Origin of the sequence: Paraburkholderia sp. CNPSo 3272, from assembly GCF_024206495.1 — a bacterium.
In the GTDB taxonomy this organism is placed as follows: Bacteria; Pseudomonadota; Gammaproteobacteria; order Burkholderiales; family Burkholderiaceae; genus Paraburkholderia.
The window spans coordinates 13,842-40,144 of the sequence record NZ_JAMBPQ010000056.1; the positions used below are offsets into that span (position 1 = coordinate 13,842).

Sequence of the window (26,303 nt, forward strand, 5' to 3'; positions counted from 1 at the left end):
AACCCGAAACAAAGAGTAAAAAGTGAAAAACCCATGCTCATTCTCCGTGGAGTGAATGCCCTCTGTTTGCTCATTCGTGGTCTGCCTTGCGACCGCCGCGGTCCAAAACCAAGGCAAACGCTCCGAGTATGATGGCGACTGCCAGCGTAGCGAAACTCCAGTCCTTCATCGTTCTCAGTCAGTAGCCGATACCGAGGTTAGAGTCGCGTCGTCCATTTACTGCGACCGCGAGCGGCGCGCACGATCCGCCTCACGGCCCTTCTTCACCATATAGCCGCCGTAAAAGGAGAAGGACAACGCAATAGCCAGAGCAAAGAGTCCAAAATTCATGATTATTCTCCGCGGACTAGATGTCTTCTTTTGGCACGTTTGCTGTCAGCCTTGCGACCGTTGCGCTCCACGATCATGCCGACCCCGCACAGGCCCAACGCAACGATCACCGCGACAATACCGAAACCCATATTCAGTCTCCGTTGTTATCGACGTCCTCGAGTTGCGCGTTCGGGGTCAGCCTCGCGACCGTCGCGATCCATGATCAGGCCCATCGCGGCAAGTAAGATAGCGACTCCCAGTGCACCAAAACTCCAGCCCATCATGTTTCTCCGACCGTGGATGCATTCCAGTGATAGGGTAACACCGCGCCGGTGTAGGTGCTCAACCATCAGCAGCCGCCCTCGCCTGTTTGTCGAAAAGTGCGCATCCTGTTCCAACCACTGCGATGCGTCCAATGTAGAGCGCCCGCCAGCCTTCAACCTGGATAGCCACCCAAGCGTCCCATGCACGCCTAGGTGCCGGGCATCAAACGCTCGGAAGAGCTCCCAGCAATGTAAATAACCGCAACCGAATGCGCGACAACGACTGGACAGCTGAGGCTCACGCTGCTGTCGTCCGCTCAGTCCGATCGCGAACGGCGTTCACGATCCGCCTCCCGGCCCTTCCTGGTCATATAGCCGCCATACCAGCAGATGGCCAACCCGATAATCAAAGCAAAAACGGCGAAGCTCATTGTTATTTCCTCCGCGGAGAGTACATCCTGGTTGCACGGCGCTCCCAGCTTTGCTGGCGGCTTCGATCCGGAATGATGGCAAGGCCGCACAGCCCAAATGCGACGAACAGCGCGACAATACCAAGCCGCGCAATTTTGGAACCGTCGTGCGACGTGAAGGGCGGCCAAGCGTTGCAGGCGCCTGCAACGCTTTTAGCGAAATGATGACGCTTTTCACGCAGCTTTTGATCCGCCGTTCGTCGCCGAGGAGCCAATAGTGTGTGCCCCAACGATCCGACACGCGACTGCCGGCAACCTTTAATTCGGGGTTTGCAACGATTGCGCTACTTTCTGGCATAAATCCCCGTAATTGTTTCAGAAAAACGCGTATATCGCCTCGTTTTAGTCGTCCATTGACAGGGACGCGGGAATAAACCGCTCCTTTCACTATCCGACATACCCCTGCTCTTCCGGGGTCGCCTGTTGCCAACAAGCGGGCCGCACATGCTATGCATGAGGAGATCCGCGAACGCTACCTTTAGCTACGAGCTTGGAAAATCTGTATTCAATCTCCGTTGTATCGCCGCCCACCGGTTACGCGTTCGCGGTCCGCCTTGCGACCGTTGTGGTCCATGACCAGGCCCAAAGCGCCGAGCACGAGGGCGACAGCCAGTGCGAAGAAACTCCAACCCATCGTCATTCCCAGTCCGTAGATGACACCAGTATTGAGAGTATCACGGCTGCGGCAGCCCCTCTTCGCGACGAAGGGCTGCCCCAGCCAGTCTGTCAATTTCTGCTGAAACCCGGTCGCGCAGGCGCCCGCGAGTGGGTCCACGCAAGGCACGCGCTGGCTCCAGTCGCTTGATGCTGGGAACCGCCCCTCATGTCGCCGCAAAACACTGTCTCCGTGCATAGGCAAACTCGGTGTCCCCAAGCAGCGCGCGCCGTTTCGCCAATTTCTCGTTTAGGCGCCTAAAAGGCTAAACCCGGAATGATGCAATTTCTGTCGAGCTTTCGGCGCTTGGTCTGGCGATAGAAGCCCCAAATCACTCGGCTTTTCTCGCCATACGTCCCGCAGCCGGTGCAGAACTCCGCCGCGCTTCTTCTTGCAGAACGGGCGTTGGGCGGGCGGGTTCGACTATCACGAGTGCAATTCACAGGTGTAAAAAAGCCGGCCCCAGGCGTCTATCCGTGGAAGGAGTCAGAGGTTCGGCCGGTAGCACGGAACTCGTCTCCGGCCCTTTCCACCCTGTAATCTCAAAGGCCCGCCGCTGACAAGGCGATTTGTCGAGCTGTATCGCCGATCCGCTCGCATCGTTGGACACGCGCGCCTTCGATTCGAGCAGCGCTTGGTGAGGACCCGACGCTTCCGTTGATCCGATCCGATGGACAAAGGTCGGTAGAGCAAAAGACGGGGCGACGGTGTTTCCCCTCGGTTGCGAGCCACTGCTTCGTGGCCCGTCCGAAGCGTCCAGATCTACATGAACAGGCGACGGCACCGCAGAAGCAGGAAAAAAATCATTCGTATCAGATAGAGGAATCCGATCGCCCAACTAAAGCCCAAGCTGCCAACAGTAAAAAGAAACTTGCCGCCCTCCGGCATACCCCCTGCGTAAAACAACAGACCGACAAGCGCGAGCAGATAGCAGAAGATCGCAATCGAAGCACGTCGCGCAAGCCAGTGCCAGCCTAGAAATATTCTCACTGCTGCCTGGAGACCTTTCATTGCTCGTCCTCCCGGCGATGTCGTGCGTCGAAAAGAACTCCGCCGAATTTCCAACCCGCGATCGCTACTGCGACCAGCGCCGCAAGATAGATCCAGGAGAGTGGCTCATCCAGACGTTGGCCGTGGAGGATGGCATAGAGCCGTTCATATTCCATGTCGATTTTCCCTTGACGTAGGTCCCCGGGTGCGCAGCGCGACGCGCTGCGTCACCCGGGTCTGAACTCATCCTTGCACGCTGCTGGGAAAGTCAAGTTCGCGTAGCTAGTCGAGGTAACCGGCCAGTTGATTGAGCAGTTCTACGCTGAACTTCGGCGTAAGGTGCGCCGCATCATCTGCGCTCAGAGTCTGGAAGCCTTCGGTCGCGATCACCTCGTTCGCTGATAACCTCGACGTTTTGGGGTGCGCCGACGTGGTTAAAGCGGCCTGAAGGTGTGATGCCCCCGTACGCTGCATCGACTCTGCACGGAGGTGCCCCTCGGCGAGCGACCTGAATACCGCTGCGCGTTCGCGTGCCGTAGTACAGCGACTCAATCGTTCGTACAGCAACGGAGAGACAAGAGGGTTGATCGTGATCTCCATCTTGATTTTGCCGTTCATGCCGCACCCCGTTCTCGCACGAGTCCAGCTTCGCCAACGATCAAAAATCCGTGCGCGTTTGCGAGGCACGGCGAGTCAATCAATTCGATGACAGCACGCGGGAACGCGCGACGGATCGCAATGCTGTAGAGCGCTGCACCACCGCCCGAAAGAATGATCGAGCGTATGTCGTGCAAGCGACCGACTTCGTTCTGCATTTCGGTCGCAACGCCAGCCATGATCGGGTCGGCCAATGCGACATACCGTGCGAGATCCATCTTCTTGCCATATAGATAGAAGGGTGCCCTCTCACGCAACGCCTTGTCGATACGCTCGATGTCGTCGACCTGCTCGCCTTCGTCACGTGAAATGAGTTTCGCGATCCGCTGACAAACGTGTGATACACCACCGGGAATGCCGCCACTGCGGTTATCGTCCATCGTGAAGCCTTTCGCGCAGATCCAGTCCGTCGTGAAGTAGCCTACATCGACCAGAAGGTGCGAATCGTCACGTCCAAGGCCACCGCGGCGGCGGCTGGCCGCAAACGCAAGCGAACCCAGAGGCTGCGGGATGACCACCACCTTCTCGACCACGACGCGGCCGTGACCAAAGTCATGTTCTCCGGCGAACTGCAGCTTTAGCTCCGTCGAATATGTTTCCAGGTTGTGAACGGACAGACCCAAGACAAGGCGCTCGATGTGGGTGACACCGGCGAAATGAAACGCGCCAAAAAGCAACGCCGCATAGTTGTCGGTCGACACATAGGCGTCGGCGAGCGCGCGGCCTGTCCTGCCGTAAGCCGCAGTTATCGGCACATCAGGGCCAACTTCGTATTCGATGCCCTCGATCGACATCTTCGCGACCTTGCGTGTGGAAAACACACTCTCACTGTAAGCGGAAAGCGCGCGGCTCGCGGCCAGCGGAGCGAGCGAAGGAAATATGCCGGTGGTTACCGCACCATTCGCGGCGCGGTATGCGTACTTCGTATTGCCGTAGCCGACATCAACGGCGAAGACGGGAGTTTTCAAGTTCGGTCTCCTTGAGCGTGGAGTTGACAGGATTGTGCGAAAGTCGGAGACGAGTTTTTCCTTCGCTTCGTTTTCGTATCCAACTCCGACTTTGCTGTATTGAGTCTATCGAGCACGACGAGGGAGAAAGTCGGTGAATGCTCACAAGAACAGGGGGCTTTTGACCTATCGTTGGCACTGTCTGGAGCGTCACCGGGGTATCGACCGATAACGGTCACCACTTGCGCTCTATCTGACCCACCGTGCCGGAATCCCGCGGCCGCGAGGGCACGCTGACCGCGCTTCACGCTCGTGAAGACTCAGTTCAATCGAATCAGCTCCAACGATTGATGGGGCGGCTCTAACCACGCCGCAGCAGCGTCAAATCGCGGACAACCCGATATCGATACGACCGGTCGCAATCAGGGTAGATAGAGAAGATAAAGCGACGCTGCACCCGCTGCAGGGCGGGGAAGGAGGCGCGGCCGCCCCAGATTTGTTGAAGTTTGAAAGCAGTACAGCCGGTTGAGATAGCCGATAGTTTTCAGTCTTCTATGGCGGAGCAAATGCCGAAAGCTTCACAAAAACTGCATCATTTCGGGTTTAGGCGTTTAGGCGCCTAAACGGGCATGCAACGGATGGCACGCGTCGTGCGATAAGCGTAACCGAATTCGGCACTATGCCGAGCTGGGACGACGTCGAACAGCGACACATTTGCCTGCGCCAGCCACGTAGCACACAGAGACAACCCGTGGTCGGCGAACAATGCGGATTGTCCCCATGGCTGATCGACGGTTTCCCACATTGAGGATCGTGGTCCAGAGCAGGCGCGCTCGCGCACCGACCCTTGGACAGCATTTCCAGATGACGTACAGCCGTATGGACCTACTCATCGTGCACCGCCGCGCCCGAAAGGGCACTTATGACTACAGCCCGTCAATGCGTCGAGCGAGTCATTGATGGCAAATGGCGCACGGGCGGGTGTCGGAACCGATGGACCAACTGGTCGATCATACCGGACATTACAGGCGACCGATCGTCGCCAAGGCTGCAGCAAAACGGACGGGCCTTTCCGCGAACGCTACAACCGACCGGGCTAGGTTCTTGGTGCGGCTCGTCAAGGCCTTTCGAGGCTCGAATCGTGCTCCAGCGCCATGTCGCCGTAAGCTCGGCCGGTTACATTGATGTCTTTTAAACAATTCTCGATGGCGTTTCTTAGCACGCCGAGCTTCCGAGTCAACTTCTCGACATCTGGGCCCTCGATGCGTAGCACCTTCCCGCTGCGATCGACCGAGATCGATAGACGCGCCCTCATACGAGCAGGGGCGTCACCGCTTCTCAAGACCTGCAAGATCTCATTCGGGTCAACGAGCTCCATAACTTTTACTTTCAGCGCGCGCTTACGCAATTCTTGGGATTTGATTTCCCGGGTCAACTTCAATAGTTCCTTGCCGAGCCTGAAGCTGACGTATTTTTCCCCCCCGAACGCCTCCAAAATTGACCCTGAAAGGCCGGAGATGGAGATGCAGCGGGAGACATGGCTATTAGAAACAGAAAGCGCCGCAGCCAAGGCACGTTGAGACGGCCAGACTCCCGTCAGAAGCATGCGGCTATAGAACCTGCCAAGGCGGGCGGGCGCCATGGCCGGGTCGAAGCGAAACGTCCTGTGGGAGCTGGAATTAAGCTTTCTGCTGTTCTCCAGGTCATCGTTCGTAACAGTCATCGTGCGGCTCCTAGGGAACGCATAAACTGGTTGACACGCATACTCTCGTTTACCGTCGCCGTTTTGGCGCCCAAACGGTGACAGCTCGGCCAAGGCTTATGCAAATAATTGATTTAACATCCTTTTTCTTCCGAGAGGAAAGAAGTGTATGTGCAACTTATGTACCATTATGACGTAGCCTGGCGAAGGAGGAAGGTCCTAAAGCTTCACAGAAACACCGCCATTCTGTTCCAAGAGTTGCAGCTGCCTGCAGGAGATCATTAGTCTGCGGAGTCGTACAACTCATTAATTTAACGGTGATTTTTACGCGATCAATATTCGTGGGCGTGCAAAACGTGCGCAGTCAGTGGAAACGCCGTTGGGCACGAGAGCAGAACAAGTCCCCCTCTCCGCGCTCACCTGGAACGCTCGCGCAGCGCCGATAGCGTATGAAGCCAAGCCAACCGCAAAGCCACGCAGCATTGCCATGCGCAGACGCAAAACATCGAAGGTCCATCGCGCGCTCACGGCGCCGAATACTCTCGTCGAGATAACTGGCACGGCGGTGAGCGAAGACCCGCCACCCGCCTACTCGACGATGGTCTATTTGCGCTTCGGGTGTACAGGGTGCGCAAGCGCAGGCGCAGCAATCGGCCGATACCCGCACGGTACGCCAATTCGTAGATCGCTGGTCAGCAGATCGATGTTTTCGTCGCGGATAGCGGACTCAACAGCCGGCATGGACTTAATTGCTTCGTATTGGGTCCGACGTAGGGCCACGAAAATCAATTTTCTGGGCGGATTACCTTTCAGATATCGGGCAATGAAGTCAAAAACCTCTCAGTCTCATCACAATTAAATCAAATATCGCAATTATTGCGTTTAGGCGCCTAAACGGAAACGCAACTTCCAACTGCATTTTTCTTTTTAAAGTCAACAGCTTAGCCGCACGCGCAAGGTGTGAACCATTTGAACCGACGGCAGTGCCGTCCGCGGTCGAAATCCCGTCAAAAGCTCCACAAAAACAGCGCCGTTCCGGCTTTAGCCGTTTAGGCGCCTAAACCACCGGACTGCCGAATTTCCTAGTGGAGCATCCCGCCGGCAGGGCCAAAAGATTTTTCTATAACCACCGCAGAAGGACTGGCAGCAATACAGGCACGACGAACGCAGTGAACACACCGTTGAGACCCATACCAAGCCCGGAAAACGCGCCCATCTCCTCGCTCACCTGAAACGCGCGCGCGGTGCCGATGCCATGCGACGCGACGCCGATCGCGAAGCCACGCACTTCTGTTTCACGCACACGAATCACATTGAGAATCCATCGCGCGGTCACCGCGCCGAACACGCCCGTTGATATCACGAGCACGGCGGTGAGCGATGGGATGCCGCCGATCTTGTCGGCGACGGCCATCGCGATAGGAGTGGTAACGGACTTCGGCGCGAGCGAAGCGATGGTCTGATGCGAGGCGCCGAAGAGCTTCGCGACGCCGACCGCAGACACGATCGCCGTGAGCGAGCCCGCAACCAGCCCGCCGAGCAACGGCAGCGCGCCGCGCTTGAGCTTCTCCCACTGACGATAGAGCGGCAGGGCGAGCGCGACCGTCGCCGGGCCAAGCAGGAAGTGCACGAACTGTGCGCCCTCGAAATACGTGCGATACGGCGTATCCGTGATCTTGAGCGCGGCGACGACGAGCGCCACGGCGATCAACACCGGGTTCGCGAGCGGATTGTGCTTTGCGCGCGCATAAATATTGATGGCGATGAGATAAGCGACGAGCGTCACCGTCAAGCCGAGCAGCGGCGAGGCGGCGAGATAGACCCAGATCGCGTCGAGCTTCGTGAGGGGCAGGTGACCATTCACGATGCGCCCTCCCCGGCCGTTGGGTTGCGCCGCTGGCGACGCAGCAGCGCGCGCGTGACGAGCGCCGTCACCGCGATGCCGAGCGTCGTACTCACGACAAGACTCGCGATTACGGCGAATGCCTCGCCGCGTACGGCCTGCGCGGACACCATGATGCCCACGCCCGCGGGAATGAAGAGCAGCGAGAGATGGCGCAGCAATTCGAGCGCTGTCGGCTCGATGGCCTCCGCAGCGGCGGGCCGCATCAACGCGAAGGCGAACAGGAGCAGCATGCCGATCACGGGACCGGGCACGGGCAGCGAGAACACGTACGAGACGCTCTCGCCGAGACACTGGAAGATCAGGAGGGCGGCAAGGGAACGAAGCATGGCTGAGGCTATGGCGGGGCTGGAAACATGCGCGGCGCGCGCAGTGTAGCCCAATGGCGGGTGAGGTGCAGCGAATCGTCATACTAGCGTGCGATATGGCCATCCTTGTGCGCCGCTGTAGACTACTTGAATTCCTTTGCGTCCGATTTTTATCGGGCCGGTCGTGTTCACCGAAGTAGTGCGCAGTCTTTTGGGTGCGGCCTCGAACGAGGAAATGTCCGCGCACAATACCTTTCTCGGCGAAGCTCAAGTCCACCTCCAGGACGACGCGACGTACGGCGCTCATGGGGCTAACCTTCGTTCTGATGTTTTTCGTCTTCGGGTTGACAGTCGAGACCTTCGACCTGAAGAGCACCGTGTCTTTTCTACGCGACCATGCTGGCCGTTCTAGCTGTGATTGCGCAACGCACGGATCTCAAATCCGACTCCTTCCAAGGCTGACCGTCAAACACGGCGGCGAGCGAGGGAATGCCGCCCCCTTTCTCTCGACAAGGCCAGCCGCCGGACACGCCAGCGCACTCCGCTTGAGTTTGGTCTCCCCGACGAATTCCCTTCGGCATCAGTACCGTATGCAGTACCGCACGCGCCGCTTTGTTTGACCGGGCGCATAATTGGCGTTCCCGCCGGCAGGGTCAACCCAAGGAGACCGTCGAAATGGAAAACGCCGTCTACTGGAAGGGAAAGCAAGTTGGGATTGAAGTGGCAGGGCGCATCACATGGTTTCCGTCCACGCGGCCGGAAACAATCGAGGCCCTGAAGCGCGGTGCATTCGAGGATGAGAGCGGGAAGGAAACGCGGGCGCCCCGTGGCAATGGGGCGAACCTGGGCGTGTGCGCCGAAATCCCCCCGCGCTGAGAGATGCTCCCGCGTGCACCTGAAATCGCGCTTGGTGCCGATGCCATGGGACGCCACGCCGACCAAAGCCACACACCTCTGCCTCGCGAACGCGCATCACAGTGCCAACGGCCGCCAGCAAAAAAACCTCATGGATGCGCTCCAGTTGCCGATAACCCCGATACGGGAGTACTCAATCTGATCAGGGTTACGCGATGCACATTTTTCCGGTCGTTCTCTGCGGCGGTAGCGGAAGCCGCCTCTGGCCGATGTCGCGAGGCGGCTATCCAAAGCAATATCTCAAGCTGGTCGGCGCGCAAACGCTGGTCCAGCAAACGGTCCTGCGCCTGCGCGACACCGACGGCGTCGCGGCGCCTATTGTCATCACGAACAACGAACAGCGCTTCGTCGTCGCCGAGCAACTACGCCAGGTTGGCGTGGCGCCCTCCTCGATCGTGCTCGAGCCGTTCGGCCGCAACACCGCCCCGGCGATTGCGGTAGCGGCTCACGTCGCGCTACAGCAAAACGCCGACGCCGCTCTGCTCGTGCTGCCTTCCGATCATGTTATCCGCAACGAGAAGGTATTTCGCGAGGCGATCGGCACGGCGGCTCAAGTCGCCTCGGACCAGTACCTAGTGACGTTCGGCGTCGCGCCCGATGAGCCGCATACTGGCTACGGCTACATCCGCCGTGGAGACGCACTGAGCCACAACGCTTCTGCATACACGGTAAGTTCATTCGTCGAGAAACCCGATGCGCAAACTGCTGCGCGCTTTCTCGCCGATGGAAGCTATGTCTGGAACAGCGGCATGTTCATGCTGAAGGCCTCGACGTATCTCGATGAGCTGCGCCGCTACGAGCCGAACATCGCGGAGCAGGCCGAACTGTCTTTCAATCAGGCCCAACGGGACAACGACTTCCTTCGTCTCGAGCCAGAAGCATTTGCTGCCTGCCCGAACATCTCCGTTGACTATGCGGTCATGGAGAAAACCGCGCGCGCAGCTGTCGTCGTAACGCATGAACTCGGCTGGAACGATATCGGTTCGTGGACGGCACTGCTCGACCTCACGGATCTCGACGACTCGGGCAATGCCCTGCTCGGCGACGTGCTCGCCGAGTCCGTGTCGAACTCGTATGTACGCGCCGAACATCGCATGGTGGCGGCCATTGGCGTGGACAACCTGATCGTCGTCGAAACGGCCGATGCCGTCCTCGTGGCGCATCGCGACAACGCGCAGGATGTCAAGAAGATCGTCGAGCGTCTGAACGCTTCTGGGCGCCGCGAGTCGGTCACGCAGCGCCGCGTAGTTCGCCCTTGGGGATCGTATGAAGGCGTGGACGAAGGCGATCGCTTTCAGGTCAAACGTATCGTCGTGAATCCAGGCGCGCAACTGAGCCTGCAAATGCATCATCATCGCGCCGAACACTGGATCGTCGTGAAAGGCACGGCACGGGTGACGAACGGCGACAAGACCATCCTGCTCTGTGAAAACCAGTCGACCTTCATTCCACTCGGCAACAAACATCGGCTGGAGAACCCGGGCAAGATTCCGCTGGAACTTATCGAAGTCCAGTCGGGCTCCTATCTAGGCGAGGACGATATCGTTCGTTTCGAGGATAAGTATGGACGGACGTCGTCTTAGTCTGCGCATTCTTTCCCGGTAAACTATCGCCTTCTTCGGGATTCCCGCCGGCCTCATCAGAACCGGCACGCTAGCTTTCGTGAAATTCAACGACTCCCCGGCCGCCTCGCGCGCCCGCACGCTCCACATCGCGCTCGTCTGCAACACGGCTTGGGCGATCTACACCTACCGCCGCGGGCTGTTGCGTGCGCTGACACAAAGTGGCGCGCGCGTGACCGTCATCGCGCCGCGAGACCGCACGTTCGAGCCGCTCGAGCAAATGGGCTGTCGCTGCGTCGAACTGCCGGTTGCCTCGAAAGGCACCAACCCGCTCGACGACCTGCGTACCCTGCTTGCGCTCTATCGCCACTATCGCGCGCTCAAGGCTGACGTCGTGTTCCACTACACGATCAAACCCAACATCTACGGCTCGATTGCTGCGTGGCTTGCGCGCGTGCCTTCAGTCGCGGTGACTACGGGCCTCGGTTACGTGTTCATCCAGAAGAGCCGCGCCGCGGAAGTCGCCAAACGCCTCTACCGCTTCGCGTTTCGCTTCCCGCGCGAAGTCTGGTTCCTCAACCAGGATGACGAGGCCGCCTTCAAGAAAGGCAATCTCCTCGCGCATCCCGAACGCGCAACGCTGCTGCACGGCGAAGGCGTCGATCTCGACGACTTTCCCTTCACGCCGCTGCCCGAGCGCGCGGAGTTTGCTTTCATTCTGATTGGCCGGCTGCTCTGGGATAAAGGCGTGGGCGAGTACGTCGAGGCCGCGCGCACGCTGCGCACGCGCTATCCACACGCGCGCTTCCAGTTGCTCGGCCCGGTGGGTGTGGACAACCCGAGCGCGATCTCACGTGATGAAGTCGCGGCCTGGGAACGCGAAGGCGTGATCGAATATCTGGGCGAAACGGCCGATGTGCGCCCCTTTATCGCCGATGCGGACTGCGTCGTGCTGCCCTCGTATCGCGAGGGCGTGCCGCGCACACTGATGGAGGCGAGCGCGATGGGCCGCCCGATCGTGGCCACCAACGTACCCGGTTGCCGCGAAGTGGTTGCCGACGGCGTGAACGGCCTGCTATGCGAAGCGCGCGACGCCGCCTCGCTATCTGCCAGCCTCGCGCAGATGCTGGACCTCGACGGGCCTGCGCGCGCCGCCATGGCCGGGCGCGGCCGGAAAAAAATCGAGAAAGAATTCGATGAGCGCGTTGTGGTACAACGCTACCGGGAACTGATCCGGGAAATCACCGGGTCGACTTTTTGATCGAGTCTGGATTTCACGGGAACGAACACGGCATGACTGCGACGAACTCAAAGGGCACCATCCTCGTCACCGGCGGTGCGGGCTATATCGGCTCGCATACCTGCGTCGAGCTGCTCAATGGCGGCTATGAAGTGGTCGCCATCGACAATCTCGTGAACAGCAGCAGCGAATCGCTCAAGCGCGTCGAGCAGATCACCGGCAAGCCCGTGGCGTTCTACGAAGCCGATGTGCGCGACGCCGCGGCCCTCGCGCGCGTTTTCGAAGCGCACCGCATCACCGGCGTGATTCATTTCGCGGCGCTCAAGGCCGTGGGCGAATCGGTGGCGAAGCCGATCGAGTACTACCGCAACAACGTCGACGGCCTGCTCGTGGTGCTCGATGTGATGCGGCAGCACGGCGTGAAGCAGTTCGTGTTCAGCTCTTCGGCCACGGTCTACGGCATGCCCGAACGCTCGCCGATCGACGAATCGTTTCCGCTGTCGGCAACGAATCCCTACGGCCAGTCGAAGCTCATCGCCGAGCAGATCCTGCGCGACATCACGGTCTCGGACCCGGAGTGGCGCATCGCCGTGCTGCGCTATTTCAATCCGGTGGGTGCGCATGAAAGCGGGCTGATCGGTGAGGATCCGGCGGGCACTCCGAACAACCTCATGCCTTATGTCGCGCAAGTGGCGGTGGGAAAGCTCGAGAAGCTGCGTGTGTTCGGTGGCGACTACCCGACCCCGGATGGCACGGGCGTGCGCGACTATATTCACGTGGTTGATTTGGCGAAGGGTCACCTCAAGGCACTTGATGCGCTTGCCTCGCGTGGCGAAGGCCTGGTCGTAAATCTCGGCACCGGGCGCGGCTACAGCGTGTTGGAAGTCGTGAAGGCGTTCGAACAGGCCTCAGGGCGCCCCGTGCCCTATGAGATCGTCGCGCGCCGGCCCGGCGATATCGCCGAATGCTATGCGAATCCGGTCGCGGCGGAAGAGCTCATCGGATGGACGGCCGAGTTCGGGATCGAGCAGATGTGCGTCGATCACTGGCGCTGGCAGGAGAAGAATCCAGGCGGATTCAGGTAAGCCGCACGACCCGATTGCGCCTGTTCCAAGCTGATTCCGCGCTGGAGGCGCCCCGCCGAGCGACTGCAACAGTCGAAGCGTTTAATACAAATGCGGAACGGATGTTGCAGTTTATTACAGTGCCGTTACGGCAATTAAAAGGACGTTACAATCTCGCCCATATGCATCATCGAACTGGGGGTGGCTCCGTGGACATTTCCGCACCCAACGGCGTCGTGGTATGGCTTACCGGCATGTCCGGGGCTGGTAAATCGACTATCGCCAATGCTTTTGTTGCGCGAATGCAAACGTTTGGTTTGCGTTCAACCATGCTCGACGGCGACGTCCTGCGCACGGGACTGAACTCGGATCTCGGCTTCAGCGACGAGGACCGTACAGAGAATCTGCGGCGCGTCGCGCACGTCGCTGCGCTGTTCTGCAATGAAGGCTTTCTGGTAGTCACGGCCACAATCTCGCCGAACCCTGAACATCGCGAAAACGCCCGGCGAATCATCGGCGCAGACAATTTTGTTGAGGTGTTCGTCGACACACCGTTCGACGTTTGCGAGGCGCGCGACCCCAAGGGTCTGTACAAGCTGGCGCGACGCGGCCAAATCAAGGGCTTCACCGGCATCGCGTCCCCGTACTGTCCGCCCACAAATCCCGACGTCATACTTCGCACTGAAGACATCGACGTCGATAGTTGTGTGGCAAGAATCGCCGAGTATCTCAGGCAATCGCGCAGCGATACGCTCGAACTCCGCCCGGTCCAGAACGCCACACTTCGCGAGGAAGAGACGTTTCTCAAGACCGGTACGCACGGCCGCTAACACTCACGCATCCAACAACAAGGCCGCGATCGATCGCGTCCTTGTCGAGACTACGCGACCCTCGGTCGCGCGTTTCAAAAGCAGTCGAACACCACCTCAACCGTCTGGTCTGTAACGCCCCTTATCCCTTCCGAATGTTCGGCGACGACGTGCAACTGCCTGTCGTGGTCTTTGCAGTAGGTCGCGGCATATTTCATCCCTGCGGCTCTGACGTGGTTCCAAGACGTCAAGGTCCAACGCGTCCGACTCGTGAGGCTCAAATGGCCGTCGTGCCGCGAGTCGACGTGCGACACCGTGGTGCACGCGGAAAGCACGCTGATGCCCGCCAGGCGCGCGCCCCTTCTCATTGCTCCCCGCCAAAGGGAGTCATGCACTAGCATAAGCGCGGTTCCTGGAAAACGGCGATTCACTAAAGGTCCAAGCATTTGCGTGGGCGGTCAATGCCGTGTTGCGGCAGCGCGATTGTAACGGAGGAATGGGCTCCGAAGAATGCAACTTCTGCTCCTCGACCTTCGGCTATTTTCGCGGCACGGCCACGCCACAGGGTAAAATGCCGTCGAATTGTCCTCGCACTTAGGTCAGGTCACGTCGCCACTCCCCCTCTGCTGCGATATCGCCGACGATCGCGAAGCCATCAAAGTCCAACACCTCGCTTTTCGCCAACCTTGTGGCAACCCGAAGTGACATCGCGCAGACAAAACCGAGCTACGTTATGCCCTATCTCTCGCGCAAGCATCACCGATTCGACTGGAGCGTTTAATAGTATGCGCCAGCAAGTGATTCGATTCGTGATTGCCGGCGTGGCAGGATTCGTTGTCGACGCCGGCATCCTGTATCTCGCGCTCGCCGTGGGCCTCGGCTATTTCGCCGGTCGCGCGGTTTCGTTCCTGTGCGCTGTCTGGGCCACCTGGCAAATCAACCGCCGTTATACCTTTACCTCGGGCCGCAATGAGTCGGCCTGGGTTGAGTGGTGGCGTTATCTCGCCGCGATGTCGGTGGGCGGCATCGTCAACTATGGGGCCTATAGCGCGACCGTGATCGCGCTCAAGGGATTGCCGTTCCTGCCCATCGTCGGCGTAGCGGTCGGGTCGTTGGCGGGCATGGCCGTCAATTTTGCCTCGGCCAAGCTATGGGTCTTCAAGCACCGTTGATAAGCGCGGCTGATCATGGAAAAAAGGCGCTTCAAGCGCCTTTTTCTTATCCCGGCACGCCTCGGCGCTCGCGATACTACGACGCGCGAGCACCCGCCACAGTAGGCACGCTCTGCAGCGGCGGCGCCAACGTCGGCTGATATTCAGGCACCCAGCGACGCAGATCCCGCCGCACATCCTGATCGGACAATACGCGATGCTGCATCAGCCATGGCAACAGGTCGTCCAGCAGGTTATCCGGCACGCCGCGCGCCTGAGCGATACGCAATTTGGGATGCGCCGTACGCGTGGTGGTTTCGTCGTCGGCAAGCAACTCCTCGTAGAGCTTCTCGCCAGGCCGCAACCCCGTGAACTCGATCGCGATGTGCTCCTCGCTGAACCCATAGAGGCGAATCAGATCGCGCGCCAGATCGACAATTTTGACCGGCTCGCCCATATCGAGAATGAAGATCTCGCCGCCACGTCCCATGCTCGACGCCTGCAACACCAGTTGCGAGGCCTCGGGAATCGTCATGAAGAATCGCGTGATCTCCGGATGCGTCACGGTGACCGGACCGCCCTTGGCGATTTGCTGCTGAAACTTCGGAATCACGCTGCCCGCGCTGCCCAGCACATTACCGAATCGAACCGTCTCGATCTGGGTACGCGTGGTGGTTTGCTGCAGCGCCTGACACGCCATCTCCGCGAGACGCTTGCTCGCCCCCATCACGTTGGTGGGATTGACGGCCTTGTCGGTCGAAATCAGGACGAAGTGCTTCACGTCATGACGGATCGCAGCCCGCGCCACGCGGTAGGTCCCCAGCACATTGTTGCGAACCGCTTGCCACGCGTTCTGCCCTTCCATCAGCGGCACATGTTTGTAGGCCGCCGCGTGAAAGAGGATGTGCGGCGCATGCCGGGACAGAACCGAATCAAGCAATAAGGAATCCTTCGCGTCACCAATCACAGCAACCACCGGCAACCCCGGAAAGCGCTCATGCAGCTCTTCCGTGAGCTTGTAGATTGCGTATTCGGACAGATCGAAGGCGATGAGTTGTGCCGGCTCGAAGCGCAGGATCTGGCGGCACAACTCAGAGCCGATCGAGCCGCCCGCCCCCGTCACCATCACCACGCGATTGCGCAGCAGCGCTTCGACGTGTGGCGTATCGATCTTGACAGGATCACGACCCAACAGATCTTCGAGGTCGATCTGCCGGATCTGCGAAAGGTACGCCTGACCTTGTGTCAGTGCGGTCAAGTTCGGCAAGACCAAGGCGCGCACCCCGGCGCGCACGCACAGCGTCGCGACGCGACGCTGCACTTCCACGGGCGCAGACGGAATCGCGATGATCGCGTATTCGGTCTTGAGCGACTCCGCCAGTTGCGGGAGTTGGCTGAACGAGCCCAGCACCTTGTAGCCGTAGATTTCGCGCCCATGTTTGGCGACATCGTCATCCAGCAGGCCAACGAGGCGCCATTCGCTCGAGCGCGACAGCTCTCGGGCGAGGCTCGCCCCTGCGGAGCCCGCGCCAAGCACGACCACGGGCTTGCCCTCGCCAACGAGACCGCCGTAGAGATAAAACTCCTTGGTCGTGCGGTAGAGCGCGCGGGAGCCGCCCATGACGAGGAACAACAGCAGCGGCGAGACGAGGAGTACGGAACGCGGCACGATCGGCATAGGCTGCACCATCACCGACACCACCATCGTGACCAACGCGCCGACTATAACGGACTTTGAAATCCGCACGAGGTCCGGCAGGCTCGCGAACACCCACATGCCGCGGTACAGACCAAAAATACGAAACATCAGGCCGTAGATCGGCAGAACCCAGAATAGCGAATGCAACGCACCGCGCATGAAATCAGGCGGAACGGAACCGTTAAAGCGAATAACGTAGGCGCTCAGCCATGTCGCCGAGACCGCGAGCAGATCGAACAGAAAAGCACTGAGGGAAAGTAGCGAGGCTTTACCTTTAAACATCAGCGTCATACCTCAGAGGATTGCTCGGACAGTGTTGATTGAAAGCGACGCCAACGAAGATCCACTGCCACTCCCAAAAGGAGAAGAACAACGATCCACGCAGCGACAACGCACCATTGAACAGCCGGACGCAGCCCAAGTGCTAATAACGCAAGTGCTATCCCCACCCCCATCACCGCATACCAGATCGTGGCGGTTCTGGCATGACCCATCCCTGAACGCACCATACGCTGATAGTAGTGCTCCCGGTGAGCTTGCCAGAACTTTTCCCCGCGCAGCAAACGGCGCGCCAAGGTCACTGAGGCATCGATGATGAAGGGCGCAAACACCGCAACGGGAAACCAGATGGGCCAAGCGCCGCGCAGCCATCCCCAATAGCCCAACGCGCCGGCCAGGAAGCCTAACGAGATCGAACCGGCGTCGCCAAGGAAAATCCGTGCGGGGTGAAAATTGAAGAACAGGAAGCCGAGCGCCGCGCCCGCCACCAAAGCGCACGCAAGGGCCAGTTCGGGCTGGGGATGGGCGGCCGTGAGCGCCGCCACGGCATAACCACCGAAGCCAAACAGGGCCATACCGCCGGCGAGACCGTCCGCGCCGTCCATGAAATTGTAAAGGTTAACCAGCCATAGCATGAGAAACGACAAGGCAGCGAGGATCAACCAAGGAACCGGCGCCGGATAGCACGCCACGAAGCCGACGACAGCGACCAGATGGGCCGCGAATCTGATCCGAGCTGGGAGTCCGCGACGGTCATCGACCTGAGACACGGCGGCGAGGAATACAGTCGCCACGACCGCACACCAAAGGCTCGGCGCGGCGAGCAGAAAGCCCCCCACGGCGACCGGCACGATGCCCCAGCCGCCCACGCGTGGCGTAGGACGCACGTGAAGCGACCGGTCGTTCGGAATATCGGTGGCGAGGCGCCAGGCCAGGCCAGTTCTCAGTAAAACCAGCAGAATCAGCGCGCACGCGCAGGCTGCCGCGAGAGCGGCCAGCGCGGGACCCATCCAGAGCGTCGTCGTAGAAGCCTGCATGACCATGGACGACCCTCAGTGCGTCGCTCGAAACCAGCGGGCGGTAGCAGCCAGCCCCTGGTCGGTTGAATACGGAGGATGCCAGCCGAGCACGGTGCGAATGCGGTTCGTGTCGACCTGCAAACTACCGATTAGACGGTCGACGTGTGCCGAGCCACCGGTCAACCGGCCTGCCACGCGCAACCACCCTGATGGCACTGGCAAGAGGCGAGCCGGCGCCTGCAGGTGCTTGGCCAAGGACTGGGCCAGTTCGGTCACCGTCAGATCGTCGCCATCTGCGACGTGAAAACACTGCCCTGCTGCCCTCGGCTCGGTCGCGCAATGCAGCAGCGCGTCGGCCAGATTTTCGACGTAGACGAGACTGCGCTTCGCGGGTATGGCGCCAAGCGGTAGCGGCAAGCCTTTGGAAATGGCCTTCATCAGACGGAGAAAGTTGGCGCGCACGCCGGGGCCGTAGACGAGTGGCGGCCGCACGATCACGATTTCGAGCCCAGACTCGTTGCCGTACTGGATCAAGGCCTGTTCGGCCTCGTATTTCGACTGTCCATACGCATCCTGCGGAAGTGGCGGCGCATCCTCGCGCAGCGGGTGACCTGCATCGGCCTCCGCCATCGCCTTGATGCTGCTGACAAAAACCATGCGCCGAACACCTTTCGCGCGGGCGGCTTTGGCGACCCGCAAGGTCCCATCAACATTCGTCGCCCGGAATTCGGCAAGCGGATCCAAAGCCGCGTCCTGCATGACGTGGACTCGCGCCGCGAGGTGCACGACGCAGTCAACCTGAAGCGCGGCCGGCCAGGCCTCGGCCAGACCCGTGAAATTCTTACCGGTGTGAACCCATTCCTGCGCCCCGGTTACACATCCTCCGGGCTGTCGGATCAGGCCGGTCGTCGTATGACCGCCGCGCAAAAGCGCACCCGATAGGGCGCGTCCGACGAAGCCGTTGGCACCGGTGATGAGGACATGACTCATAGCCACTTCCAGCCAAACCGGTTAAAGAATTTGAATGCCGACGAGACGAACATGTGAATGTGTTTCGACCCTTTACGCGAAGCGCCGCCGCCGTGGTGGAGCACCCGCACCGCGGGCGTATAGACCACGCGCGCGCGCTCATGCGCGCGCAAGCTCAGGTCGTAGTCCTCGAAATACAGGAAGTAGCGCGGATCGAAGCCGGCGAGCCCTTTCAGCAACGACGTGCGAAACAGCATGAAGCAACCGCTAACGATGGGAGGGTCCCAGACAACGTCGCGATCGTTGATGACATCGCGCATCTCATAGCGCGAGAGCCGTCGCGCGAACAGACGCCTGATGCTACGCGGCACGAATCCCCTGATGAATAAATCCAGCAGGGTGGGATATCGCCGGCACAGGTACTGAAGACGCCCTTCGTCATCGCCGATGCGTGGGGTCAAAAGCCCCGCTTCAGGGTGGCTCGCAAAGAAGTCAAGCGCGTTCACCAACGCTGCGGCGTCGAGATCGATATCCGGGTTTAGAACGAGGTGGTACTGGCTCGCGGACCGTTCTATCGCGAGGTTATGACCACGCCCATACCCCACGTTGCCGTGGCCGCTGAGCACAACTGAAGGGATGCCACGATCGCGCAGCCCGGCCAGCTGCACGGAAACGTCCGGCAACTCCCCATTGTCAATCAGGTAGAGGACAACCGGAAAAGCAGGATTAGTCGCTCGCAAGGCGTCGCATGCGGCCTCCAGGCTCGATAGCGTACGAGTGAGGAGCGCCAGGTCCGGCCGGTAGACGACGACGGACACGGATAAGCTTTCGGTCTCAGGGTGCGGTGTGTTCGTAGCTGTCATGTGCAGTAGTGGGTGTCGTCTTGGCGACACTTGTCTAGTTTGGCCCACGACGGACCCTCAATTTTGCGCAAACTGGGGGAAATCGGCAACCTGGCTTTCCTTTTGTTACCCCACGAAACGCGGTGGTAGGTATTGAGGGGGCGCCCGGCGTGGGCCTTTCGGTCAGGGCTTGGCCTGGGTCTCTATTAACTCGACAGCGCGAAGTCTGAACGATCTAAGGCGATTGTCAGCATCGATTTGCGGTTTGAAAGCAACGTGATCGCTTGGCGCCAGGTCGAGCTGGAAGGCCCTGGCAACCGGCCAATTTGCGCAGGTCAGCGGTAGCACTACCGTCTGTACCCCTTGCTTGGCAAGCGACAGCGTCTGGTCCAGGCACCCGGGACTAGTCACGTGAAGGCTTGGTTGCTTCGGCGCAACGCCTCGAAGGAGTTCATCCGGCACCTCGAAGGTCAACCGTATGGCGTTCTCGTTCGAGCGTTTGAGCATCACTGCCGCGTCCATACCCACCCACGCGTCACGGTCACTTTCTCGCTGGAATATGCCCCGTCTATGCGAGTAGTCCCCTTGGGAAAAGTCAAATCCACTGGACAGGCTTGCTGGATCGCTCTCTTGGGATGCGAATGGGGCATATGGCTGGATAGAGCCAAGCTTGTACAAAGCGCCTCCATTCAGTTTCACAATCGTACGATACTGCGATTGGTCCAGGACATTGTGGATCGACGATTGACTTATCCCCTCCGTGTACATGTCCGTCACGAAGTACTTGTCCGGGAGCGCATTCACTTTCTCCGACGGCCAGTGCTCAAAGTTCATGAAATGCCGGTGGGAAAACAACGAAATGATCGGTGCCTGCCACCAGCCGGTGCCGAAGATAGTCGCATCGCTCGGCAATGCGCGCACCTTGTTCGCCACAGTCAACATATCCAGGGCATAGCTCGGAGGCTCTGGCGGACGAGTTACAGTTTGTCCACTTCGTATCAAGAGCAGTTGGCAAACCACCACCGGAACGAGCGCAAGCAGCATGACGGCACGCACTTCCTTGCGATTCGGCACGTCACGGTCAGTGTCTCCACCGGGGCGGCGCCATGCTTGCGTCAACACCACGACAATTAGGCACTGCAACAGCAGCAAACCATCGACGATTCGGCGTAACCAGGTCATCGCATCCGGACTGATGAAGAGCCACCAGAAAAAATATAGCCCGGTGACGAAGACCAGCACGCCGAGAACCAGACGGACATGCGCAAGTCTTCTTCGATCGAAAGCGAAGCTCAGTCCGAGCGCAAGCGGCACGACGATGCACACGGCCAGCAGGGGCGCGGGAACACCCGTCATGCCGGCAAGAATTGACAAATGTTGCAAGCCCTTGCCCAGAAAGCCTTGAACAACGTTGTCGTGCCTGACTCCCGATTGCGCGCGAATTTGTCCGAGCTGGAACCGCCACCACTCAACATAGGCATGCGCAGATCCCACTTGGACAAAGCGGAATAGCTCCCACGCGACGACGGGCACGCTGAACCCAATCCCAAGAGCGAACACGCGGCGCCATCTGTCTGGCTGCGCAAAAATCACACACGCGAGTATCAACATCGCGGGCGCAACGCAAACGAGTGCGACGACCTTCGTCAGGTAGGCCATGCCGAACAACAGGCCAGCGAAGAACAATCTGCGATGGTCGGGAACGCCACGCACTTTGGCGGGCGCCAACACGAAGATCCCGGCAAGGAACCAGACGAGTACCGGAATCTCTCCGTACCCGTTCATCGCGTATTCGATGAAACCTGGGGTCGTGATGCATGCCAGAGCGCCAAATAGAGCAAGCCACAGCGGCACGCCCACGCGGCGGGCCAGCGCCACCACCATGCAAATCAGTGCCACCACGTAGACGAGGTTGACGACCTGGCTTGTGAATGGCGTAATTCCGCCGACCCAGAATGCAAGCGCTGCGGGCAATATGAATGGCCCATCTGTTTGCGCCGGAAACAAGAAAAACTGATCGTAAAAGAAGCCGTAGCCGTCCCCACGAACAAACGACGCGGCAGTGTTGAGATTCATCGCACCGTCGAAGCTGGGGGGCGCCACCATTGCGTAACGCACCAGACCGACGAGGATATAGGCAACGAGTGCAGCAAACGGCACACTTGCCATGATCCCTACGATTGACACTTTTGCTCGACCCGATACTTGCATCTGGTATTCAATGGGGAGGTGTCGTGCCACGCGAATACCCTCGCGCGGCACTGGGCATTGGCAACGAGAGAGGCTCGTGGCTCGTTCGTGCTACGAACCCGGAACACTTCTGTTCCGGTTCACAAGGTGCGATTCGTTTCGCTGCGAATCGCGCGATCGTTTTGACGCGCCAAAGAGCTCGGCCCTGGTACAGCCAGGTATGCGAAACGTTTCGCTTCAAGTCTGCCTTTCGTAACGGTGTCAAGCACAAGTCCGCAAACGAGAAACAGAAAGCCCAACAAACCGAGCGCAACACACAATAGCGCGGTCGGCATGCGCGGCACCAACCCTGTCTTCACATAAGTGTCGAAGATGGGGATTGCGAGGATAATCGAAAGCAGCAGGCTTGCGGCAAAGCAGATGGAAAAGAAGGCGAGCGGACGCTCCAGCTTGAAAAGCTTAAGGATGGTCATCAGAATCCTGAAGCCGTCCCGGTAGGTGTTGAGCTTGCTGACGGAGCCTTCTGGCCGGCTACCGTAATAGGTATCCACCTCGGCCACGGGCATACGCAACTCGAGCGCGTGCACGGCCAACTCAGTTTCGGTTTCGAACCCGTGCGCATGGGCGGGAAACGACTTTACGTAACGGCGCGAAAAGATCCGATATCCGGACAACATGTCGCGAAACGTGCGGCCAAAAATTGATGCCGCGAATCCGGTGAGCATGACATTGCCGAGACGGTGCCCGGCGCGGTAAGCCGAAGCTTCGTCGGACACGCGGCACCCCACTACCATGTCGAGCCCGTCGTTGACCAGGGTCTCGATGAGTTGAGGAGCAACGCTAGCATCATAGGTGTTGTCACCGTCAACCATCACGTAAACGTCGGCTTCGACATCGCCGAACATGCGGCGAATCACGTTGCCCTTGCCCTGAAGCGCGACGCGCCGCACGTCGGCACCCGCCGCACGGGCGACCTCGGACGTACCGTCCGTCGAGTTATTGTCGAACACGTAAACGCGTGCGTTCGGGAGATACTGCCGAAAGTCCGCGACGACCTGCGCGATGGTGCTCGCCTCGTTGTAGCACGGCAAGATGACAGCTACGTCGTGATCCACTTCTTCCCCCGATCGTCCTCGGTATTGCTAGGGCATGGCTGGTTCACGCGAGCGCAAACCCGCCCTAAATACCGGGAGTTGTTGTTCAAAACCCTGCATAATACCTGCCCTGGAGGTTGAAATGATCGGCTGTCGCGCAGAAAGCAGCCGTTTGACTCAAAAAGATACAGTTTTGCGATAAGTCCTTGCGCAGGATCTCAACCGGGATACGGCGAAGAGTATCGACGATACCTACTCATCCGTAAGCGCTTTGACAACTACCGGACACCGTCGAATGCACGACATCAAGTGCATTCCGCTGCAGCTGCTTCCGGGTATCCGCTTGGAGGGAACCTGCTCTACGCCTCAGCGGCCGACTTCGTTATAATCAAACCTAGCATACTACTCTTCGGCTTCGGCCCAGCGTTGGGACCCGATTAAAGCCCACTCGGAAGCCTGTACGGAGCCCCGAACGGGAATTAATCGCCCCGACGTTGGAACAGAGTTTGCTCGGGGCCACGCCGAATCAGTGCGCTCGCAGTTATTCGACCACACGCAACATCTGGCCAGTTTCGGCATACGTCAGTAGAAGGCCGGTCAGCCCTTGTGTCGATACGTGGCCCGACGGGCGATCCAAAAGACCTCGCTCTGACCGCCTCCTACGAAGGCGAAGAACGCAGCATAATACGATTGCAATATTTGCATCCTCGTTCATCAGCAGCTTCAAACTGAATCAGCGCCTTATTGTAATTTGCGAGCCATGAATGCGGACTGTAATCGTTCACTACCATCTTTTCAAAAACGCTGGCACAACGGTAGACGGCATTCTTGACCGAAATTTCCCAGGTGACGCTCGTGGCCACTTGGAAGGCCCCTACCCTTGGTCCACCGTACTCTCCAATGAAATATTGGAGTTTGCGCTTTCAAAGCCGGATCTGCGCGTCATCTCCAGCCATCAGGCTCGCCTTCCGTTACCGCAGCATCCATCGATCGCCTTCCTGCCGATCCTGTTCCTGCGCCATCCAATTGACCGCTTTGCGTCCGTCTACGAGTTCGAGCGCCGGCAGGCAGCAGATAGCCTCAGTCCGAGTGTTGCGGTTGCGCGAAATGGCAGCCTAGCCGCCTTTGCGGACTGGACCGTCGCCCGTGAAGCAACGGCTGTTTGCAGGAACTTCCAGGTTGCACACCTAGCGGGAGCCCAATATGACATGCGGTATGCTCGCGCCACCCACACCGACTACCTGCAGGCTCTCGTCCACCTAAGGAGTCTTCCGTTCTTTGGCATGGTCGAGTCGTTCGAAGAATCGCTGGAGTCATTGCAGAAGTTTGTCCAACCTCATATTGGCGAGCTCAAGTTTGATTTCTCAATTGAGAACGTCACCCCCGGACGCAAGGCGACTTTGGAAAGCCGCCTGGAGCATATCGAAAGCGAACTCGGAGTTTCGCTGTACCGAGAATTGCTCGAACTCAATGCTCTTGATCTCTTGCTGTATCGTGAGGCGAAGCAAATTTTTGCGGCAAACCGCGCCCGCCTCTGCAGTGTGCAAGATGATTGTGTCACAGTACGAAAAACCCTTTGGCAGCGCCTTACACGGAATTTTAGGACAGATGCAAAATCGCCTGCGCGCGCTTAGGTGGGTCAGTTTTACATCGGCGCTAACAACTGCGCGCAGCCGCCCTTAGGCAGGAGCCCACCAGAGGGTGAGCAGACATAGCAGACTGGACGTGGCACCTTCGTGCTCCCATTGGATCTGCCCGCTGTTCCTTGTAAATGCGTCCGGACACATTTTTTGGCGATAATGCAGCGAGATTTGTATTAGCTGCAGAAAGGGAAGCACCGATACGATTCGATGACACGCTGCACTATGTGCGGCAGGAGGCGAAAATGATTCGATGCGTAGTTTGTGGGTCGCACGCTGTAGACAACTACAGGAAGATAGACGACGTCGAATTCTACACATGCCACGGATGTCGCTCACTCTTTGCAGATCCGGAATACTTGCGTGCAGTGGAGGAGGGCAACGTATCAAACTATAGAGGCGCATACTGGGAAATGGAACTGCGCGCCGCAAGGGAGAGATCGTACGGGTCGTCGTTGCAGCGCGTCGCGGAGACATTCTTCTATAGCCGGATTCCAATCACCCGGTTTGTTGATATTGGTTCGGGACCAGGGTATTTGCTAGATGCACTTGCGGCTGCGTTGCCCGACGCGGCCAACATGTTCTACGGCGTGGAACTCTTTCCGCCCGACTTGGCATTCCGGTCAAAGCACCCGAACTACAAGCTATGTCCTCTCGCGGATATCGGTCAAAAGTTCGAGGGGGGTGTCTGTATCGAGGTCATCGAGCATTTAACGCCATCCATGCTCGACGCCCTGGCGAAACAGATGGCGCAGACATCCGCAGCCGGGGCGGTCTATTTGATCAATTCCGGTCAACCCGACTATGTGGTAACTGAAGATCCCGGGTATCTGGACCCTCACGGCCGGGGCCACATTATGTCTTATTCGCTTGAGGGCGCCAGACTGATATTTGAACCGCACGGTTTCACAGTAATCCCCCTACCAGGACGTCATTGGGCTTTCCTTGTCGAATACCAATCGGAATTCACAACCAAAGAGCCCATCGAGCAACTTGAGGCTCGAATCTGGTCCCCTATTCCGGAGAACGTTGCGACCCTCAGAGACGGAGGTGGCGGCTCTTTGATGTACTGCACGGGCTTGGAGTCGGCACGTTGTTACTTGGAACATGCAACCGTGATACAGCGCACGCAGTGGGCTCGATCACTCCAGGCAGAGATCGATCGAATAGAGGCCGAGCGAAAAGCAGAGCGTGCGAATGAAGCCTCCCCCAAGCAGGTCCCTCCGGAGACGAACAGTCACGTCGCTCATGCGGGACTCCTCGGGCGCGCGCGACGCTGGGTGCAGCGCGACGCGAGTTAGCAGGACATCGCCGCCTGCGATCCGTAGGGCCTTTGTCCTACTATTCCCCGGGGCGCGATCCATTACGGCTCAGGTGTATTAGCCGGGACTCGATCTGACAGGTAGTCGGGCCGATAGAAAGGAAGCGATCAATGGGGAATGAGTTTCTCCTTGGCCAATTCCAGCGAATCGAGAAAGGTGCACATCGGTGTCTTGCCGTAACACCAACGCCCCTGATGCTCCCGTTCATTGTTGTACTGGTCGAGCCACGCATCAAGGTCCGTCTGCAAGGTGGCAATCGATTCGTAGATCTTCTTGCGAAAAGCGATGCGGTAGAACTCGT

The 26,303-nt window shown here is 59.1% G+C and carries 22 protein-coding genes and 2 pseudogenes; 8 read left to right on the top strand and 16 right to left on the bottom strand.

Annotation, left to right across the window (positions count from 1 at the left end; genetic code table 11):
- Positions 1-332 precede the first annotated feature (332 nt).
- From M3I53_RS38345 to M3I53_RS34980, 9 genes and pseudogenes are all read right to left on the bottom strand, one after another.
- Complete coding sequence (locus M3I53_RS38345) at positions 333-461, bottom strand: hypothetical protein (RefSeq protein ID WP_302057972.1); 129 nt, start codon at positions 459-461, stop codon at positions 333-335.
- A gap of 2,001 nt (positions 462-2,462) precedes the next feature.
- Positions 2,463-2,711, bottom strand: coding sequence for a hypothetical protein (locus tag M3I53_RS34945; RefSeq protein ID WP_254320346.1), 249 nt, complete (start codon positions 2,709-2,711; stop codon positions 2,463-2,465).
- Positions 2,708-2,866, bottom strand: coding sequence for a hypothetical protein (locus tag M3I53_RS34950; RefSeq protein WP_254320347.1), 159 nt, complete (start codon positions 2,864-2,866; stop codon positions 2,708-2,710). The genes M3I53_RS34945 and M3I53_RS34950 overlap by 4 nt, the downstream gene beginning before the upstream one ends.
- 106 nt (positions 2,867-2,972) lie before the next feature.
- A complete protein-coding gene (locus M3I53_RS34955; RefSeq protein WP_254320348.1) occupies positions 2,973-3,308 on the bottom strand; it encodes a hypothetical protein in 336 nt (111 codons plus the stop codon).
- The gene (locus tag M3I53_RS34960) at positions 3,305-4,315 is read right to left on the bottom strand and encodes a PRTRC system protein D (RefSeq protein ID WP_254320349.1); all 1,011 of its coding nucleotides are present in this window, start codon (positions 4,313-4,315) and stop codon (positions 3,305-3,307) included. Before M3I53_RS34960 ends, M3I53_RS34955 begins: the two co-directional genes overlap by 4 nt.
- A 1,096-nt stretch (positions 4,316-5,411) precedes the next feature.
- The gene (locus M3I53_RS34965; RefSeq protein ID WP_254320350.1) at positions 5,412-6,017 is read right to left on the bottom strand and encodes a hypothetical protein; all 606 of its coding nucleotides are present in this window, start codon (positions 6,015-6,017) and stop codon (positions 5,412-5,414) included.
- A gap of 303 nt (positions 6,018-6,320) precedes the next feature.
- A pseudogene (locus M3I53_RS34970) lies at positions 6,321-6,569 on the bottom strand (LrgB family protein); the annotation flags it as partial.
- Positions 6,570-7,116: 547 nt separating this feature from the next.
- Complete coding sequence (locus M3I53_RS34975; RefSeq protein ID WP_254320352.1) at positions 7,117-7,860, bottom strand: LrgB family protein; 744 nt, start codon at positions 7,858-7,860, stop codon at positions 7,117-7,119.
- The gene (locus M3I53_RS34980) at positions 7,857-8,228 is read right to left on the bottom strand and encodes a CidA/LrgA family protein (protein ID WP_254320353.1); all 372 of its coding nucleotides are present in this window, start codon (positions 8,226-8,228) and stop codon (positions 7,857-7,859) included. The genes M3I53_RS34975 and M3I53_RS34980 overlap by 4 nt, the downstream gene beginning before the upstream one ends.
- A 654-nt stretch (positions 8,229-8,882) precedes the next feature.
- On the opposite strand from M3I53_RS34980, the gene M3I53_RS34985 reads away from it, so the two are divergent.
- The 6 genes from M3I53_RS34985 (at position 8,883) to M3I53_RS35010 (ending at position 14,969) form a co-directional block, all read left to right on the top strand.
- Positions 8,883-9,083, top strand: a complete 201-nt coding sequence (locus tag M3I53_RS34985) for a hypothetical protein (protein ID WP_254320354.1) — start codon at positions 8,883-8,885, stop codon at positions 9,081-9,083.
- Between the two features lie 194 nt (positions 9,084-9,277).
- Entirely contained in the window at positions 9,278-10,705 is a 1,428-nt protein-coding gene (locus M3I53_RS34990) for a mannose-1-phosphate guanylyltransferase/mannose-6-phosphate isomerase (protein ID WP_254320355.1), read from the top strand.
- Between the two features lie 79 nt (positions 10,706-10,784).
- On the top strand, positions 10,785-11,945 hold the full coding sequence (locus M3I53_RS34995) for a glycosyltransferase family 4 protein (RefSeq protein ID WP_254320356.1): 1,161 nt from the start codon (positions 10,785-10,787) through the stop codon (positions 11,943-11,945).
- Positions 11,946-11,977: 32 nt separating this feature from the next.
- Positions 11,978-13,009: a UDP-glucose 4-epimerase GalE gene (galE, locus tag M3I53_RS35000; RefSeq protein ID WP_254320357.1), complete on the top strand. Its 1,032-nt coding sequence runs from the start codon at positions 11,978-11,980 to the stop codon at positions 13,007-13,009.
- Positions 12,958-13,818, top strand: coding sequence for an adenylyl-sulfate kinase (gene cysC / locus M3I53_RS35005; RefSeq protein ID WP_254320358.1), 861 nt, complete (start codon positions 12,958-12,960; stop codon positions 13,816-13,818). The genes galE and cysC overlap by 52 nt, the downstream gene beginning before the upstream one ends.
- 764 nt (positions 13,819-14,582) lie before the next feature.
- Positions 14,583-14,969 (top strand): GtrA family protein, encoded by a 387-nt coding sequence (locus M3I53_RS35010; protein WP_254320359.1) that lies wholly within the window; start codon positions 14,583-14,585, stop codon positions 14,967-14,969.
- A 76-nt stretch (positions 14,970-15,045) separates the two neighbouring features.
- Here the strand turns inward: M3I53_RS35010 and M3I53_RS35015 are convergent, their stop codons facing one another.
- From M3I53_RS35015 to M3I53_RS35040, 6 genes are all read right to left on the bottom strand, one after another.
- Positions 15,046-16,938 (bottom strand): polysaccharide biosynthesis protein, encoded by a 1,893-nt coding sequence (locus M3I53_RS35015; protein WP_375542626.1) that lies wholly within the window; start codon positions 16,936-16,938, stop codon positions 15,046-15,048.
- Positions 16,935-17,969 (bottom strand): glycosyltransferase family 4 protein, encoded by a 1,035-nt coding sequence (locus M3I53_RS35020; protein WP_375542627.1) that lies wholly within the window; start codon positions 17,967-17,969, stop codon positions 16,935-16,937. Before M3I53_RS35020 ends, M3I53_RS35015 begins: the two co-directional genes overlap by 4 nt.
- Before the next feature lie 9 nt (positions 17,970-17,978).
- Complete coding sequence (locus tag M3I53_RS35025) at positions 17,979-18,935, bottom strand: SDR family oxidoreductase (protein ID WP_254320361.1); 957 nt, start codon at positions 18,933-18,935, stop codon at positions 17,979-17,981.
- Complete coding sequence (locus M3I53_RS35030; protein ID WP_254320362.1) at positions 18,932-19,777, bottom strand: glycosyltransferase family 2 protein; 846 nt, start codon at positions 19,775-19,777, stop codon at positions 18,932-18,934. Before M3I53_RS35030 ends, M3I53_RS35025 begins: the two co-directional genes overlap by 4 nt.
- A gap of 162 nt (positions 19,778-19,939) precedes the next feature.
- Complete coding sequence (locus M3I53_RS35035; RefSeq protein ID WP_254320363.1) at positions 19,940-21,967, bottom strand: glycosyltransferase family 39 protein; 2,028 nt, start codon at positions 21,965-21,967, stop codon at positions 19,940-19,942.
- A 119-nt stretch (positions 21,968-22,086) separates the two neighbouring features.
- Positions 22,087-23,061, bottom strand: coding sequence for a glycosyltransferase family 2 protein (locus M3I53_RS35040; RefSeq protein ID WP_254320364.1), 975 nt, complete (start codon positions 23,059-23,061; stop codon positions 22,087-22,089).
- 743 nt (positions 23,062-23,804) lie between these two features.
- Between M3I53_RS35040 and M3I53_RS35045 the strand changes: the two genes are divergently transcribed.
- On the top strand, positions 23,805-24,674 hold the full coding sequence (locus M3I53_RS35045) for a sulfotransferase family 2 domain-containing protein (RefSeq protein WP_254320365.1): 870 nt from the start codon (positions 23,805-23,807) through the stop codon (positions 24,672-24,674).
- A 419-nt stretch (positions 24,675-25,093) separates the two neighbouring features.
- On the top strand, positions 25,094-25,981 hold the full coding sequence (locus M3I53_RS35050; RefSeq protein WP_254320366.1) for a hypothetical protein: 888 nt from the start codon (positions 25,094-25,096) through the stop codon (positions 25,979-25,981).
- A gap of 128 nt (positions 25,982-26,109) precedes the next feature.
- Here the strand turns inward: M3I53_RS35050 and M3I53_RS35055 are convergent.
- A pseudogene (locus M3I53_RS35055) lies at positions 26,110-26,303 on the bottom strand (IS481 family transposase); the annotation flags it as partial.